This is a genomic window from Planomonospora sp. ID82291 (assembly GCF_015711645.1).
Lineage (GTDB): Bacteria > Actinomycetota > Actinomycetes > Streptosporangiales > Streptosporangiaceae > Planomonospora.
Window position 1 is genome coordinate 927,719 of record NZ_JABTEX010000002.1, and the last position, 16,181, is coordinate 943,899.

The window sequence follows — 16,181 nt, forward strand, 5'->3', positions numbered from 1 at the left end:
TCCTCCGGCGAGCCGTACGCGCATCCCTGGGAGGACGACGGGCCGCGAGGTGCCCCGGGGCCGGCGGTCACCGGGCCCGGAGGAGCTCCTGACGGCGGCGCTGCAGGAAGGCGCGTTCGGCCGCGTTCTGCGTGCGGGCCGCCGCGGCCTCGTAGGCCCGGGCCGCCTCGGCGTCGCGGCCCAGGCGGCGCAGCAGGTCGGCGCGGACGGCGTGGTAGACGTGGTAGCGGTCCATCACCCGGTTCGGCGCGCGGTCCCCGCCCAGCGCGTCCACGAGGGACAGCGCCGCCTGCGGCCCGTCGACCTCGGCGACGGCGACCGCGCGGTTGAGCGCCACGACCGGGCTCGGGTCCAGAGCCAGGAGCAGGTCGTACAGCTGCAGGATCTGCCGCCAGTCGGTGCCGGCGGCGTCCGGCGCGTCACCGTGCACGGCGTTGATCGCCGCCTGGACCTGGTACGGCCCCGGCCGTCCGCGCCGCAGGCACCTGCGCACCAGGTCCTGGCCCTCGGCGACCAGGCCGCGGTCCCAGTGAGTGCGGTCCTGGTCGGCGAGCGGGACCGGGCCGCCGTCCGGGCCGGTCCGGGCGGCCCGCCGGGACTCGGTGAGCAGCAGGAGCGCCAGCAGCCCCAGGACCTCCGGCTCGTCGGGCATCAGCCCGACCAGCAGGCGGGCCAGGCGGATCGCCTCGGCGCACAGGTCCTCGCGGCCCAGCCGGTCGCCCGAACTGGCCGTGTGGCCCTCGGTGAAGATCAGATAGACCACCGCCAGCACCGAGCGCAGGCGGTCCGGCAGGTCGGCCTCGCGCGGGACCCGGTAGGGGATCCGGGCGTCGCGGATCTTGTTCTTGGCCCGGACCAGCCGCTGGGCCATCGTCGGCTCGGGTACCAGGAACGCGCGCGCGATCTGCGCGGTGGTCAGCCCGCCCAGCAGCCGCAGCGTCAGCGCGACGCGGGCGGCGGGGGCCAGCGCGGGGTGGCAGCAGGTGAACAGCAGGCGCAACCGGTCGTCGCGCACGGGACCCTCCTCGGCGGGTTCGTCGCGGGTGTGCAGCAGGGCGGCCCGGGCGTGCCGGTCGTCGCGCGAGGACTCCCGGCGGTGGCGGTCGACGGCCCGGTTGACGGCCGTGGTGATGATCCAGCCCGCCGGGCCGGGCGGCGGCCCCTCGACCGGCCAGCGCCGCAGCGCCGCGGTGAACGCCTCCTGGACCGCCTCCTCGGCGGCGTCGATGTCGCCGAAGCGGCGGACCAGGACGGCGACCGCGCGGCCGTACTCCTCACGGAAGACGCGCTCGATCTCCGCGCGGGCGTTCACGGGGCGTCCTACGACAGGTGGTCGCCGGGCTCGCCCTGGAACGGGCGCACCTCGACCGGGAGCGTGGTCGCCCGGGCGAGCTTGCGCCCCCACTCCAGCGCGGCGTCCAGATCGGGCGCGGCGATGATCGACAGGCCGCCGACGTGCTCCTTGCCCTCGGCGTACGGGCCGTCGGTGACGAGCACCTCGTCGCCGCGGACCCGCACCACGGTGGCCGAGGCGGGGTCGTGCAGCCCGCCGGCGAAGACCCACGCCCCGGCGGCGCGGAGCTCGTCGTTGAAGGCCTCCACATCCCGCATGATCGGCTCCAGGACCTCGGGCGCGGCCGGGCCGCCGCCGGGCTGCTGGATGCTGAGCAGGTAGTGCTTCATCTTCGCGGTCTCCTCGACGTGTCGGGCGTCGCCGCCGGTGTTCCCGGCCGCTCACTTCCTACACGAACGGCCCGCCGCCGGATCGACACGACGCCCACCGGTTCTCCCCGCGGCGGCCGGCGGCCTTCCGGGCCGGGCTCCCCGCTCAGGCCGACGGCCGTCCGGACGGGCCCCTCGGTCCGGACGGCCGTCTTCCGGTCCGGGCCGGATGACGGGCGGGACGGGTCGTCGGGCGGATGCGGGTCCGGGCCGGACGGCCCGCGTGATCGGTGCGACGGTATGACCTGCGGATACTGGAGATGCCTGAAATTTCTATCATTAACATCATTAAGTATTAGTGTCGATACCTTGACGGACGATATCCGTAATCCATATCTTCGGCACGTGGGAGCGTTCCCACGGGTGGTGGGAGCGCTCCCACGACGTGTGCCGGTCGCCACCCCGACCGCGCGGTCGGTGGAGTCCACGGGTTTCCGACGACCTCGGAGTCCTGCTGCGACTTCCACGGGAGATCCCGGAAAACGAGGTCCGGGCGCTCCGGTGTCCTGGTCCGATGCTCGTTGAGCTGGTTGTTTTCGATGTCCTCCGGCGCCGCGTCCGCAAAGCCGCGGACCGGGGACTCCGCGTGCCGGGAGTCCGCAGGAGCGCCGCGCCGTCGCGGCGCGGCCCGCGAACCGCCGGACGGGATTTCCCTCTACCGGGAGAGTGTCGTGACGTACGCCTTTAATTCGCTAAATGACCGTTTCTGGATCGATGTCCGTATTAAACGTTTTTCTGTCCGGTGGTCGCCGCCTGGCGGCGGACGGGCACGGGCGGCGGGCGGCGGGACGGGAGACGGGCGCGGGCGGGAGTCCGGGGCGGGCGGCCCGAGACGCCGAGGGCGTCCGGCGGAGGCCCCCGGAGCCGCGGCATGACCCCGTACCGCTGGCACGACGAATCGGTGGAGACCAGATGACGGACGACGATCTTTCCCGACCCGCGCCGCACGGGAGCACCGGGTCCGGACCGGCAGGGCCGCGCGCCGCGATCGTGGGCGCGGGGCTGTCCGGGTCCCTGCTCGCCCTGTTCCTGGCCCGGCGGGGCTACCGGGTGGAGGTCTACGAGCACCGCGACGACCCGCGCCTGAGCAAGGACGAGGGCGACGGGCGCTCCATCAACCTGGGGCTGTCCGCGCGCGGCATCCGGGCCCTGCGCCGGGCGGGGCTGCTGGAGGAGCTGTGGCCGCACACCGTGCCGATGCGGGGCCGCATGATCCACGCCCCGTCGGGCGAGCCGACGTTCCAGCCGTACGGCACGGCCGACCACGAGATCCTCTACTCGATCCGCCGCGGCGTGCTCAACGCGCTGCTCATCGAGCACGCCGAGGCCTGCGACGGGGTGGCATTCAACTACGGGCTGCGCTGCGTCGACCTCGACGCGGACACCGGCACGCTGACGCTGTCCGACACGATCTCGGGAGAGACGCGGAAGGTGGAGGCCGACCTCGTGGTCGGCGCGGACGGGGCCTTCTCCGCCGTGCGCCGGTTCATGCAGCGCGGCAGATCCGCCGACCTGCACCAGGAGTTCCTCGAATGGGGGTACAAGGAGCTCACGATCCCGCCGGCGCCGGACGGCGGCCCGCGGACCCCGATCGAGGCCCTGCACCTCTGGCCGGCCCACCGCGCGCTGATCGTCGCGCACCCCAACACCGACAACTCGCTGACCTGCACGCTCTTCCTGCCGCACGAGGGCGGGTCGAGCTTCGCCTCGATCCGTTCGGGCGCCGAGGCCGAACGGTTCTTCCGCAGCAGGTTCCCCGACGCCCTGGAGCTCATCCCGGACCTGGCCGGGGAGTTCGAGGCCAACCCGGTCGGGCGCCTGGTCAGCGTGCGGACCTCGGCCTGGCACGCGGGGGAGCGGGTGGTGCTCGTCGGAGACGCCTGCCACGCCGTCTACCCCTTCTACGGCCAGGGCATGAACGCCTCCTTCGAGGACTGCCTCGTGCTCGACGAGTGCCTGGCCCGGCACCCCGCGGACCGGGGCGCCGCGCTGCGGGAGTACCAGGACCGGAGACGGCCGCACACCGACGTCCTGGCGGAGCTGTCGAAGGAGAACTTCCTGGAGCTGCGCGACGGCCTGCGCTCCCCCGCGCGCCTGCTCCGGGCGCGCGCCGACCTGACGCTCAACCGGATCTTCCCCCGAGGATGGCAGCCGTTGTACACCATGATCTCGCACACCTCGATGCCGTACGGCGAGGCGCTGCACCGCGCCCGCCGGCAGAACGCGCTGCTCGGCGCGGCCGCGGCGGTGCTGTCCGCGGGAACCGCCCTGGGGGCGGCCGCGGCCGTACGGCACCTGCGGCGGCGGGCCGGATCCCCCGCGAGGAGGACCGGATGATCCGCCACCCCGACCGCGACGACCTGGTCCTCTTCGAGATGGGCGACCTCGACCTGGTCCCGCCGCCGCCGGGCGTCGCCGAGCACCTGACCGCCCTGCGCACCGTGCGGGAGTGGATGGGCGACTACCTGTGCCGGCCGCTGCCCGAACTGGGCCGCAGGGGAGCCGTGTGCCCGTACACGTCGACGTCGCTGGACAAGGGCCGGGCCTTCCTCGCGGTGCAGCCGGGCCGCCCGGACGACGCGGCGGAGGTGGCGCGCTCCGTCGGGCCGTACCGCGAATGGTTCATGCGGCTGGCCCCGGCCGGGGAGACCCTCTCCACCTACACCACCCTGATGATCCTCTTCCCGGACGCGCGCAGGGAGGACCTGCCGGTCATCGACGCGGTCCAGGCGGCGCTGAAGGCGGCGTACGTCGCGGAGGGGCTCATGATCGGCGAGTTCCACGAGGGGCCGCCCGACAAGCCGGGCCTGTGGAACCCCGACCTGCGCCCGCTGTCCAGCCCGGTGCCGATGCTGGTGATCAGGCGGATGGTGGCGACCGACTTCCCCTTCCTGCGGGACGACGACGACCAGGTGCGCGCCTACCTGTCGTGGTTCGGGGACGAGGTGCCCGCGCACCTGAGGGCGTCGGTGCGCGCCGCCGCCGAGAGCCTGGGCTGACGGGGCCGCCGGGTCCCCGGGCCGATGGAACCGCCGGGAGCCCGGGAGCCCGGAACCGCCGGGGCCGCCGGGGACCCGGGGCACGGACTGACGAGACCGCCGGGGACCCGGACCGCCGGGACCCGGGCCGACGAACCGACCGAGGAGCGACGTGCCACTCGACCTGCCGCCCGACGAGGCCGCGACCCTGCGCCGAGGAGAGGGACCGGCCGTCCAGATCGACCTGGTCCAGACGATGATCTTCCATGCCGCGGTGGCCGCGCTGCGGCTCGGCGTGTTCGGCGCCCTGGAACGGGGGCCGCGTGAGCTCGGCGCCCTCGCCCGCGAGCTGGCCGTGGACGAGGCGAACCTCCGCGCGCTGCTGCGCCTGCTGGTCACCGGCGGCTACCTCGCCGAGGGCGGGGACGGCTACGAGCGGACCCCGGCCGGGGCCTGGCTGGCCGGGCCGGACGACGGGTTCGGGGCCGTGCTGGACTTCTGGCACTCCCTGATCGGCGGGCTCTGGCAGGGACTGGAGGAGACCGTGCGCACCGGCAAGCCGCAGCGGGACTTCTACGCCTGGCTCCAGGAGCGTCCCGACGTGCTCACCCGGTTCCAGGGGATCCAGCTCCGCATCGCCGAATGGGTGAAGGAGGAGGTGCTGGAGCTCGCCGGGCTGCCCGGTGAGCCGGTCCGCCTGCTCGACCTCGGCGGAGGGCACGCCACGTACAGCATCGCCTACTGCCGCCGCCATCCGGGGCTGTCGGCGACCGTCCTCGACCTGCCCGGGGCCCTGGAGCCGGGACGCGCGACGGTGGAGGCCGAGGGGATGACCGGCCGCTTCACCTTCCTGCCCGGGGACCTGCGCACGGCGGAACCGCCCGGAGGACAGGACGTCGTGCTGCTCTTCAACGTGCTGCACGGGTTCCCCGCCGACACCGCCCGGACCCTGGTGGACCGGGCGGTGGGGGCGCTGCGCCCCGGGGGGAGGCTGATCGTGATGGAGACCCTCGCCGACCCGGTCGGCAGCGTCCGCGAGGAGGCGTTCACCCGCGGCTTCGACCTCAACCTGATCCACACCCAGGGCGGACGGCTCCATCCGGTGGAGGAGATCGCCGCGTGGACGACGGCGGCGGGCTGCGCCCCGCCCGCGCGCCGCGACCTCGTCCGGGCGGCCGGGTTCTCCCTACTCGTCGCCGACCGCCAGGGCTGAGGCGCCGCCTCCTCGCCGCGCCCCGGGCCCTCGCGCGCCGTCCTCCGGGCCCTCCGCGTCCCCGCCGGCCCCGCCGGCCCCGCCGTCCCCGGCCGCACCGCCGGCCCCGCCGGCCCCGCCGTCCCCGGCCGCACCGCCGGCCGGGGCGGCGTCGGGGAGGGCATCGGGGACGTCGTGCTCCAGCCGCCGGAGTGCGGGGACCAGCATCACGACGGCCGCCAGCAGGACCAGCAGGATCCCGTCCGCCAGCACCACCGCGGCGAGGCCGCGGTCCTCGCCGACCCCGACGACCGCCCCCAGCGAGCCCGCGAGCGGTCCGCCGGGCCGCAGGGCCGGGCCCACGACGTCCTCGGCCAGCGGGGCCGCCAGCAGGTAGGCGGCGGGCATCGCGAGCTGGCCGAGGGTGTGCGAGGTGCCCATGACCCGGCCCAGCGCGGCCGGCCCGACCTTGCTCTGCAGGACCGTGACGACGGTGCCCTGGACCACCGGCAGGGTGAACAGGAACACGGCCGCGGCGGCCCCGACGACCACCGCCGACGTCCAGGGCGCGTGCAGGACCAGGGCCGCCCCGCCGAGCGCGGTGAACACCGCGATCCCGGGCACCCGCCGCTTCGGCCCGCCCCACGCGCCCATGAGCAGGCCGCCCGCGAAGAGGCCGGACCCGCCCGCGAACATCAGCACGCCGAGGACGGCCGCCGAGGAGAAGGAGAGGATGAGCGGCTGGACCAGCACTCCGGCGACCCCGAAGAGGAAGTTGTAGGCGGTCAGCGTGAGGACGAACGCGAGCAGCGGGGGCCGGGCCCGCAGGTACCGCAGGCCGAAGGAGAGGTCCGCGCCGAGGGAGGGCCGCTCGGCCCGCTCCGCCGGGTGCAGGACCGGCGCGGGCAGGCTCACCACCACCAGCGTGCCCATCGCGACGGCGAACGACGCCAGGTCGATGACGAGCACGCCGACCATCCCCACGGCCCCGAGCAGCGACGCGGCCAGGAGCGGAGCGGCGATCTGGACCGCCGAGGCGGTCTGCATGAGCCCGTTGGCCCGGCCCAGGTGCCGCTTGGGGATCAGCAGGGGCGTCATCGCCTGGTAGGCGGTCAGGTGGAAGACCCCGCAGGCGGAGCTCACCATCGCGCCGACGTACACGTGCCACACCGCGAGCGCGTCCAGGTGCAGCAGGACCGCGATCGCGGCGGTGGACAGCGCCGCCAGGCTGTCGGTGACCACCATGACCGTCCGCCGGTTGAAGCGGTCGATCGCCACCCCGGCGAACGGCCCGGCGATCAGCCCGGGAAGCATGGAGCTCAGCATCACGAAGGCGAACAGGGTGGCCGACCCGGTCGTCTGGAACACCCACACGCCCAGGACGAAGGAGGTGATGCTGGACCCCACCCCGGACACCAGCGAGGCCAGCCACACCCCGCCGAACCTGACCAGGTCCCCCCGCGCGGTCACGACCGGCTCCCGGCGGCCGGCGGCAGGCCCGAGGCGGCGAGCGCGTCCAGGTAGCGGCCGAGCAGCCGCGGCGCGTCGGGCGCGTCCGGCACCCCCGCCCCGCTCAGCCACTTCTCGGTCCGCGTGCAGTCGAACAGCGGCCGGTCGAAGCGCGGCTCGGCCTCGGCCAGCCCGGCGGCGAACGGTTCGAACGCGACCGGCTCCCCGGCGGCCAGCCGGTCCAGTACGGCGGCGCGCCACCGGGACCAGGGCACCGGGTCGGCGGGATGCCCGCGTTCGGTCAGGGCCGCGGCGATCTGCCGGTAGCCGACCGTCGCCGGGTTGAAGTAGTGCAGGTCGTGCGGGGGAGACTCGGCCGAGGCGACCGCCGCGGCCACCCCGCCGGCCACCTGGTCCACCGGGGACAGGTCCTCCTCGTAGCCCAGGTCGGGCACCATGCCGACCTGCGCGCAGGTGATCAGCAGCCGGCCGAAGTAGTCGTCGGGGGCCCCGATCCCGGTGCGGCTGTCGCCGCCGACCCGGGCGGGCCGGTGCACGGTCACCGGGATGCCGCGCCGCCGCGCGGGCTCGGCCAGCCGGTCGGCCACCCACTTGCTCTGGTTGTACCCGCCGCCCAGCCCGCCGGGGTCCTCCGGCGGATCGAGCTCGGTCACCGGCCGCCCCCGGTAGGCGTCGCCGAGGTACACCCCCAGGGTCGAGAGCAGGTGCACCGGCACCCCGCCGCCCGCCGCCGCGAGCCGCAGCACCTCCACCGTGCCCGCCACGTTCGGCGGGCGCAGCAGGGCGTACGGCTGGGCGAAGTTGACCAGCCCGCCGCTGTGGCAGACGGCGTCCACCTCCAGGGCCAGGTCGCCGAACGCCCCGGCGCCCAGCCCGAGGCGCGGCGCGGCCAGGTCGCCGGGCAGCCCCACCAGCCGGGGGCCGCCGGACGCCCGGTCGAGCCCGTACCGGGCCAGGTTCTCCCGCACCCGCCGCAGGGCGTGCTCCGGGGAGTCGGCGCGCACCAGGCAGACCACCCGGGCCGTCGTGCGCGCCAGCAGCTCGGCCACGAGATGCGCGCCGAGGAAGCCGGTGGCGCCGGTCAGCAGGATCGTTTCGGGACGGCGCCGGACGGAGGCCGGGGCGGCCACCGCGATCTCGTCCGGCAGCCGCACCTCGGCCCGCAGGTCGGGTGCGTCGTCGCCGGCGTCGCCGCGGGAGCCGTCGGCGCGGGCGGTGACCAGCGCGGCGAACTCGGCCAGGTCGGCGGCCTCGAACAGGTCGCGGACGGAGGGGCGCACGCCGAGCTCGTCGTGCACCCGGGTCACCACCTCGGCGATCCGCAGGGAGTGCCCGCCGAGGGCGAAGAAGCCGTCGTGGCGGCCCACCCGCTCCATGTCGAGCACGCGGGCCCAGACCCGGGCGACCGCCTCCTCCACGGGGCCGCGCGGCGGGACGAACTCGTCCGCGCCCGAGCCGCCGGGATCGGGCACGGGCAGCGCCGCGTAATCGGTCTTGCCGTGCGCGGTGCGGGGGAGGGCGTCCAGCCGGACGAAGCGCGCGGGCACGAGGTAGTCCGGCAGCCGGTCCCGCAGGTGGCGCCGGAGGTCGCCGGGCTCGCCGCCGGTCACGTAGGCGACCAGCCGGTGGTGGCCGGCCGGGTCGGGCACGGCCGCGACCGCCGCCTCGCCGACCGCCGGGTGCGTCACCAGCGCGGCCTCCACCTCGGCGGGTTCGACGAGGTGACCGTGGATCTTCACCTGCCGGTCGACCCGGCCGAGGAACTCCAGGGACCCGTCGGCCAGCCGCCGGACCAGGTCGCCGGTGCGGTACATGCGGGAGCCCGGCACGGCGGCGAACGGATCGGGCACGAACCGGTCCGCGGTCAGCGCCGGGTTCCCGAGGTATCCGCGGGCCAGGCAGTCGCCGCCCAGGTACAGCTCGCCGGGCGTGCCCACCGGGGCCCGCCCGCCGTACCGGTCGCAGACGTACGCGCGGACGTGCGGGAGGGGGCGGCCGATCGGCAGGTGGACGGCGCCCGCGGCCACCGCGCCGGCCGCGCCGTTCCCCGCCGTGTCTCCCGCCGTGTCTCCCGCCGTGCCGTCCGCCGTGTCTCCCGCCGTGTCTCCCGCCGTGCCCCTTGCTGGGACCTCCGCCGTGCCGTCCACCGTGACGTGGACGGTGGCGCAGACCGTGGCCTCGGTCGGGCCGTAGTGGTTGACGAGCCGCACCCGGCCGCCGGTGGCCCGCGCCCAGGCGCGCACCGCGTCCATGGGCACGCGCTCCCCGCCGATCATCATGATCTCCACCGGCCAGTCGCCGGGCACGCCCGTCCCGTCCAGCTCTCCGGCCCAGCGCCGCCACAGGGCGGCGGCGGTGTCCACGGCGGTCACCCCCCGTGCGGCGCAGAACCGCACGAGCTCCGCCCCGTCGAGCAGGGCGGGTTCGGGATGGAACACCAGGGCCGCCCCCGAGGTCAGCGCGGGGAACACGTCGCCCACCGACGCGTCGAAGGTCAGCGGCGGGAGTACGAGCAGCCGCTGCCCCGGGCCGAACCCGTGGACGCGGGTGAAGGACTCCGTCAGCCGGGAGAGCGTCGCGTGCGTGACCATGACGCCCTTCGGGCGGCCGGTGGAGCCCGAGGTGTAGATCACGTACGCCAGGTCGCCCGGACCGGGGCGGCCGGAGGGGGCCTCGGGCGCCGTGCCGTCGCCGTGCGTCGTGCCGTTGCTGTGCGCCGCGCCGCCGTCGGCCGCCGGGGCGGAGACCTCGATGCCGCCGCCGCCCGCCGACAGGGTCACGCGGGCTCCGGACTCCCGCAGGATGTCCCGCAGGCGGGCCGGCGGGTGGGAGGGATCGAGCGGCAGGTACGCGCCGCCCGCCTTGAGCACGCCGAGGATCGCCACCACGGCCTCCGGGCCGGGGGGCAGGACCACGCCGGCGAGCGCCCCCGGGCCCACGCCCGCGTCGGCCAGCTCGCGGGCCAGATCGTCGGTGCGCCGGTCCAGCTCCCGGTAGGACAGGACGCGCCCGTCCCCCGCGACGACGGCCGGCGCCTCGGGCGTCTCCGCGGCCCGCAGCGCGACCAGCTCGTGCACCCGCCGCTCCGCGTCGCGTACGACGGCCGGGTCGCGCAGGGCCGGGTCGCGCAGGGCCGGGTCGTGTACGGCTGCGTCGTGTAGGGTCGCGTCGCCTGCGGCGCCCGCCTGCGGGTGGAGCCGCCGGTAGGGACCGTCGAGGACAGCGAGGCCGTCGAGGACCGCGGGGCCGTCGGGTTCGTCGCCGGTGAGGTCGACGTCCCACACCCGGGTCTCCGGCCGCGTCGCCAGCTCGGTGAGCATCCGCACGACGTGATCCCTCATGCGCTCGGCGGTCCCGGCGTCGAAGAGGGCGGTGGAGTAGTCGATGCTGACGTCGATGTCGGGGCCCACGACGGCGTACATGGTGAGGTCGAACCGGGCGCTCGGGGACGGCGTCTCCCACTCGCGCATGGACCAGCCGGGCACCCCGTGGTCGGACGGGTCGGCCCCCTGGACGACCAGCATGACCTGGAAGACGGGGTTGTGGGCGAGGTCCCGGGGCGCGTTCACCAGCTCGACCACCTGGTCGAACGGGAACCTCTGGTGCTTGAAGGCGCCGAGGAACGCCGCGCGCGTGCGCCGGAGCAGCTCGGTGAGCGGGGGATTGCCGCGCACGTCGGCGCGCATCGCCAGGGTGTTGACGTACATGCCCACCGACCGGGCCAGCGAAGGCCGGTCGCGGTTGGCCACCGGCGTCCCGATGACCAGGTCCTCCACGTCGCACACCCGGGCCAGCGCCGCCGCGAAGGCGGTCTGCAGCACGATGTACGGCGTGCACCTCTCGCGCCGCAGCAGCGCGCGCAACCCCTGGGCGACCTCGTCGGGCAACCGCGCGGAGCAGCGTCCGGAGTCCGTCTCCTGCGCGGCGGTGCGCGGCCGGTCGGTGGGCAGCGGCAGCAGGGGCGGGGCGCCGTCGAGCCGGTCGCGCCAGTAGTCGCGGTCGGCGCGGAGCGATTCGGGATCCTGGCCGGCCAGCCAGACCGCGTAGTCGGGGAACTGCGCGACCCCGTCGGGGGAGCCGCCGAGGGAGCCGTCGGGGGCGGCGGCCTCCGGCTCGCCGATCGCGGCGGCGGCGACGGCGGCGCGGTAGCCGGCGAACAGCTCGTCCGAGACGACCCCCAGGGAGGGGCCGTCGGCGACGATGTGGTGCACGCTCATCAGGAGCACGTGCTCGTCCTCGGCCAGGCGCAGCAGCGCGACCCGCAGCAGCGGCGGGCGGCCGAGGTCGAACGGCGCGGTCAGGATCTCCCGGGTGCGCCGCCGCGCGAGCGCCTCCCGCTCTCCGATCGCCGAGCCCGGTGCGGGGAGCGCGCTGAGATCCTCGACGTGCAGCAGCCCGGCGAGGTCGTCCTCGGACAGGTCGTGGACGACCTGCCGCGGCCCGGCCTCCGTCTCCACGACGGCGGTGCGCAGCGCCTCGTGCCGCCGGACCAGCGCGCCCAGGGACCCGCGCAGCGCCGCCAGGTCGATCGTCCCGGTGATCCGGAGCCCCATCCACAGCAGGTAGGCGGCGCCGTCGAACCCGACGCGGTCCAGGAACCACAGGCGCTGCTGGGCCGGGGTGAGCGGGATGTCACCGGAGGGATCGCGGCGCGGGATCTCCGAGTCCGGCCCGGACCCGGTCGCGGACCGCCGCGCGTCCTCGCGGGGGAGCCCGGCCTTCGGGGCCATGTCACTCGGCATGTGTTTCGACTCCTCCGACGGACCGGCTGGGGGCATGCGGCGTCTACGGGATGTTCGATCTTTGGGAGCGCTCCCAAAGCTAGCGACGCCCTCCGCCGGGCGTCAAGGAAACCGCAGCCGGGCTCTCTTCCGAAGAGGGTGCCGAGGCGGCCCCGGCGACGGCGGGAGCGGCTCCCGCTGACCCGGCAGATCGCCGCCGCACGCGCCGCGTACCCGCAGGGCGCGATCGGGGCGGTACGGCCCGCGGCCGAGCCCGGCGCGACCACCCGGGTCCTGCTGGACGTGGACGGCCTGCCGGAGTCCACCCGGCTGGCGGTCTTCGTCGACCCGTACACGGGCGAGGTACGGGGCGCGCTGGAGAGCTACGGCAGTTCGGGCGCGCTCCCGGTGCGCGCCTGGATCTCCACCCTCCACCGCCACCTGCACCTGGGGGAGGCGGGCCGCCTCTACAGCGAGCTGGCCGCCGGCTGGCTCTGGGCGGTCGCGCTCGGCGGCGTCGTGCTCTGGCTGAGCCACCGCCGCCGCGCGCTGAAGCCCGACCTCACGGCCGTGGGCCTGCGGCGGACCCTGTCCTGGCACGGCTCGGTCGGCCTGTGGATCACCGTCGGCCTGCTCTTCCTGTCGGCCACCGGGCTGACCTGGTCGGCGTACGCGGGCGCGAACGTCGACAAGCCGCAGGCCGCCCTGGGCTGGACGACCCCGGCGGTGCTCCTGCCGGTCGGGGCGGCGGCGGTCGCGGTGGGCGTGTTCGTCCCGCTGCTCGGGATCTCCCTGCTCGCCTTCCTGGTCGTCGACGCGGTGCTCGGCAGGGGCGGGACGGCCCGCTGACCCGCACCGGCGCCGTCCGGACGGTGATCGATCGCGGCCTTCGCCGTAGTCCGAAGAGCATGATCGATCACCGTCCGGGCGGAGCCCGCTAGAGGACGTACCCGGCGATCATGTGGCTGAGGCGGATGATGTCGGAGCTGCCCTTGAACTCGAAGCGGACCTTGCCCAGGCCGCTGAACCAGAGTTCCAGCTCGGCGTCGAGGTCGAAGGTCCCGGCGGTCTCGACCGACCACGCCTGGACCTTGGCGTAGGGCAGGGAGGAGAAGTCGCGCTTCTTGCCGGTGAGTCCCTGGACGTTGACCGCGATGATGCGCTTGTCGGTGAAGACGACGAAGTCCCGGACGGTTTTGTAGCAGGAGACGATCTGCTCGCCGTGGAGCATGAGAGGGGCCACGGCCGGGCCGACCTCCTCCGGTCGGCACGGATTCAGTTTGAAGAAGGAACCGCTGCTGAAGTCAATCACTTCGCCGAGGTTACCTGCGGGAAGAGGGTCGGCGGCCCTCACCGCTTCCGGGCCCTGCACCGCGTGACGGGAGCGGTCGTCCTCTCGGGGTCCTGCGCGCCGTTCAGTCCGGCTCGCGGGCCCGCCGCGGGTCGAGCGCCTCCGCGCCGGACTTCTGCTACGACTCGGCCAGCCGGGTCCATCCGGGCCGGCGTACCGCGTTGATCGACTCCGGAGGGGGTTCCGGCTAGGGTTGGGCGCTCTCTTCGGTTGATCCTTCTCTGTTCCAGGGGATACGAGTGCGTCTTCCTCGTCTCGGCCGCCGGTACCGCCTCGGGTGGCCGGCGGCACTGATCGCGGGCGGTTACACGGCCGCGGTCGCCGTGTCCGGCGTCGTCGCGGCGGCGGGCGGTGACGGGGCCCTCTCCGGGGTGCTGTTCCTCGGCGCCTGGTGGGGACAGGATGCGGAGGACCTGACGGGGTGGTCCCTGCTTCCGCTGCTCCTGGCCGGAGCGGTGCAGGGATGGGCGCTCTGGCAGATCCTCCGCGGCCCGGTGGTCGGCGACCGCACCGGGCCTTCCGGGTCGTCTGCAGGGCCTTCCGGGTCGTCTGCAGGGCCTGCCGGGTCGTCTGCAGGGCCTGCCGGGTCGTCTGCAGGGCCTGCCGGGTCGGCGGGGTCGACCGTGCGCTGGTTGCGCCGGGCGCTCTACGCGGACCTGGGCCTGCACCTGGTCTTCCACCGGTTCACCGGGCTCTCGTCCCCGTGGTGGGCGGACATCGGCTGGGGCCTGGTGGAGGCGGCCCTCGTGCTGCTGTTCCACCGGGTGCTGACCGGCGCGTCCCGGGGGGTGAGGCTCACCGCGCTCGCGGCCGGGACGCTGTCCGCGGCGGCGCTGACCGGCGCGAGGGTGTGCGACGCCCTCGACCTGCGCGCCGCCGGGGAGGTCTTCCAACTCGGGAGCCTGAACGGGATGTCCTGGACGGTGTGGACGGTGCTGGTCCTCGTGATGCAGGCGCGAGACGGCCGGTGGGGCAGGACCACGGTGTGGGTGGGGATCGCGGACCTGGCGATGTCACTCGTCATCGGGCCCGTCCTCCTCACCCTCCGTCTCCCGGGGGAGGGCTTCGAGGCTACGGGGCTGACCGGTTTCATCCTCGTGTCCCACACCCTCGTCCCGATCTGGCTGGCCCGGTCCGCGCACGACCTCGGCGGCCCGCGGGCGGAGGCCGTACCGGGCGGGGATCGGCCGGTTCCGGATCGGGCGCCGCTCGGGTGGTGGCCGCTGCCGGCGGCGGCGGTCGTGCTGCCGCTGCTGCCCGTGCTCGCCGGCCTCGCCCGCGGCGTCCCCTTCTGGCTCGGACCGGAGGGACCGATCGGCGGGACCCTCACCGGCGACCTCCACCCCCGGCTCGCCCTGCTCTGGTTCCACACCGACCTCCTCGTCGGGGTCGGCGGCCTGGCCCTCCTGGCCCTGGTCGCGGTGGTGCGCCGGACCCGCCGCCAGGTGCGGACGGCCGCGGGCGTCCTGCTCCTGGCCGCCGCGGCCGGGGCGGTCACCGCGGTCGCCACCGTGTCCGACCCCTGGAACGAGCCGGGGCACATCGGCGAGGGCGGCGGCCCGGCCTTCAGCCAGGTGTCGTTCGGGTACGGAGGCCCGGAGCTCTACCCCGACTGGGTGTTCGCCTCGGGAGAGGGCGGCGAGGCGGTCTTCCTCGGCGTCCCGCCGCTCTGGCACGCCACCGCCTGCGCCGCGTCCGCGCTGATCCTGCTGCTGCGGTACGGCCGGCGCCCGGCCCGGCGCTCGCCGTACCGGACGGCCGCGGTGTGCGCGGTCTCGGCGGCGGCGCTCTGCCTGCTGCCGTCGGCGGACCTCGCGCGCGGCCCGTTCACCACGGAGGGCGACTGCGGGCGGCTCGGCCCCGCGACCGACGGGTACGGGCGGCCCCTGGTCGTGGCCGACGGGTACGGGCGGCGCGCAGAGGCGCCTCCGCCGAGCGACGAGCTGGCCTTCGTGTGCGCGGTGCGCGCCGCCGGGAGGGCGCTGCCGTCCTGGCAGGACCTGTCCGATCCGGAGCTGGTGGCCTACGGCCGCCGGCTGTGCGGTGTCTACACGCGGAACGACCCCGGGGAGATCGCGCGCGTCCGCGCGGTGAGCGGTGTGGACGTGCGCGAGTTCACGTACGTCATCGACGAGATCTGCCCGTCCGCCGACGCGGTGGTCAGGGCGGAGGCGGCGGCGGAGGAGCGGGAGATGCGGGAGTGGGCGGCGGAGCGGCAGCGCATGTGCGATGAGGCGCCCCGCCACCGCCCTCTGATCAGACCGGCCTCGGTGACGAGGGTCAGGGAACCGGTGATGACGGACTACGGGGTGCTGGAGGCGTACGAGGAGACCGCCGAGAGCGACCCCTTCGAGGACGGCCTGCTCGACCGCGCGCAGAAGAACGGGCTGGTGGCCGCGCTCCCCGGTCATCTGATGGTCCGGATCCACTCCGACGCGCCGACCTGCCTCACGCTCGAGACCTACCCGCGCCGCCCTCCCGTGGAGACCAGGGGCTGGCAGCACGTCGTCGAGGTGGGCTACCGCAGTCCGGGCGGGAGGATCGAGCTCGGCGACCCGATGAGCGGTCCCGAGTATCCGGACCTCGCCCTGCGCGGCAGGAGCGGCCACTACCGGATCCGGGTGCACTACGCCTGGCTCCCGTGGAAGGGCGAGGAGCGCGCCGGTCCGCAGCGGCTGCTGATCATGGCCTATCCCGGTCGCGGGGACAACGTCGTCGTCCACCGGAAGCGCACCGGGCACTGACCG

Annotated in this window: 10 protein-coding genes; 5 read left to right on the forward strand and 5 right to left on the reverse strand. The window is 75.3% G+C overall.

Features of this window, described 5'->3' with window-relative positions:
• Positions 1-67: 67 nt before the first annotated feature.
• Together HS045_RS15175 and HS045_RS15180 are read right to left on the reverse strand one after the other, a co-directional pair.
• Positions 68-1,312, reverse strand: coding sequence for an RNA polymerase sigma factor (locus HS045_RS15175; protein WP_196451997.1), 1,245 nt, complete (start codon positions 1,310-1,312; stop codon positions 68-70).
• Positions 1,313-1,320: 8 nt separating this feature from the next.
• Entirely contained in the window at positions 1,321-1,683 is a 363-nt protein-coding gene (locus HS045_RS15180; RefSeq protein ID WP_196451998.1) for a YciI family protein, read from the reverse strand.
• Between the two features lie 951 nt (positions 1,684-2,634).
• Between HS045_RS15180 and HS045_RS15185 the strand changes: the two genes are divergently transcribed.
• From HS045_RS15185 to HS045_RS15195, 3 genes are all read left to right on the forward strand, one after another.
• Complete coding sequence (locus HS045_RS15185) at positions 2,635-4,059, forward strand: NAD(P)/FAD-dependent oxidoreductase (protein WP_196451999.1); 1,425 nt, start codon at positions 2,635-2,637, stop codon at positions 4,057-4,059.
• Complete coding sequence (locus HS045_RS15190; RefSeq protein ID WP_196452000.1) at positions 4,056-4,721, forward strand: DUF6875 domain-containing protein; 666 nt, start codon at positions 4,056-4,058, stop codon at positions 4,719-4,721. The genes HS045_RS15185 and HS045_RS15190 overlap by 4 nt, the downstream gene beginning before the upstream one ends.
• A 151-nt stretch (positions 4,722-4,872) precedes the next feature.
• Positions 4,873-5,913: a methyltransferase gene (locus HS045_RS15195; protein WP_196452001.1), complete on the forward strand. Its 1,041-nt coding sequence runs from the start codon at positions 4,873-4,875 to the stop codon at positions 5,911-5,913.
• Here HS045_RS15195 and HS045_RS15200 read toward each other — a convergent pair.
• On the reverse strand, positions 5,887-7,362 hold the full coding sequence (locus HS045_RS15200) for an MFS transporter (protein WP_196452002.1): 1,476 nt from the start codon (positions 7,360-7,362) through the stop codon (positions 5,887-5,889). The two genes, HS045_RS15195 and HS045_RS15200, sit on opposite strands and share 27 nt — an antisense overlap.
• Positions 7,359-12,104 (reverse strand): thioester reductase domain-containing protein, encoded by a 4,746-nt coding sequence (locus tag HS045_RS15205; protein ID WP_196452003.1) that lies wholly within the window; start codon positions 12,102-12,104, stop codon positions 7,359-7,361. Before HS045_RS15205 ends, HS045_RS15200 begins: the two co-directional genes overlap by 4 nt.
• Positions 12,105-12,242: 138 nt before the next feature.
• Between HS045_RS15205 and HS045_RS34550 the strand changes: the two genes are divergently transcribed.
• Positions 12,243-12,932 (forward strand): PepSY domain-containing protein, encoded by a 690-nt coding sequence (locus HS045_RS34550; protein WP_307827534.1) that lies wholly within the window; start codon positions 12,243-12,245, stop codon positions 12,930-12,932.
• 88 nt (positions 12,933-13,020) lie between these two features.
• Here HS045_RS34550 and HS045_RS36410 read toward each other — a convergent pair whose 3' ends face one another.
• On the reverse strand, positions 13,021-13,725 hold the full coding sequence (locus HS045_RS36410) for a PH domain-containing protein (RefSeq protein WP_374191381.1): 705 nt from the start codon (positions 13,723-13,725) through the stop codon (positions 13,021-13,023).
• Here HS045_RS36410 and HS045_RS36150 point away from each other — a divergent pair.
• A complete protein-coding gene (locus HS045_RS36150; protein ID WP_196452006.1) occupies positions 13,674-16,178 on the forward strand; it encodes a hypothetical protein in 2,505 nt (834 codons plus the stop codon). The genes HS045_RS36410 and HS045_RS36150 overlap by 52 nt on opposite strands.
• Positions 16,179-16,181: the final 3 nt, after the last annotated feature.

Excerpts from the sequence above, each read along its gene's own strand:
- HS045_RS15190 (WP_196452000.1), top strand. The coding sequence starts at position 4,056 with ATGATCCGCCACCCCGACCGCGACGACCTGGTCCTCTTCGAGATGGGC.
- HS045_RS15180 (WP_196451998.1), bottom strand. The coding sequence starts at position 1,683 with ATGAAGCACTACCTGCTCAGCATCCAGCAGCCCGGCGGCGGCCCGGCC.
- HS045_RS15185 (WP_196451999.1), top strand. The coding sequence starts at position 2,635 with ATGACGGACGACGATCTTTCCCGACCCGCGCCGCACGGGAGCACCGGG.
- HS045_RS15205 (WP_196452003.1), bottom strand. The coding sequence starts at position 12,104 with ATGCCGAGTGACATGGCCCCGAAGGCCGGGCTCCCCCGCGAGGACGCG.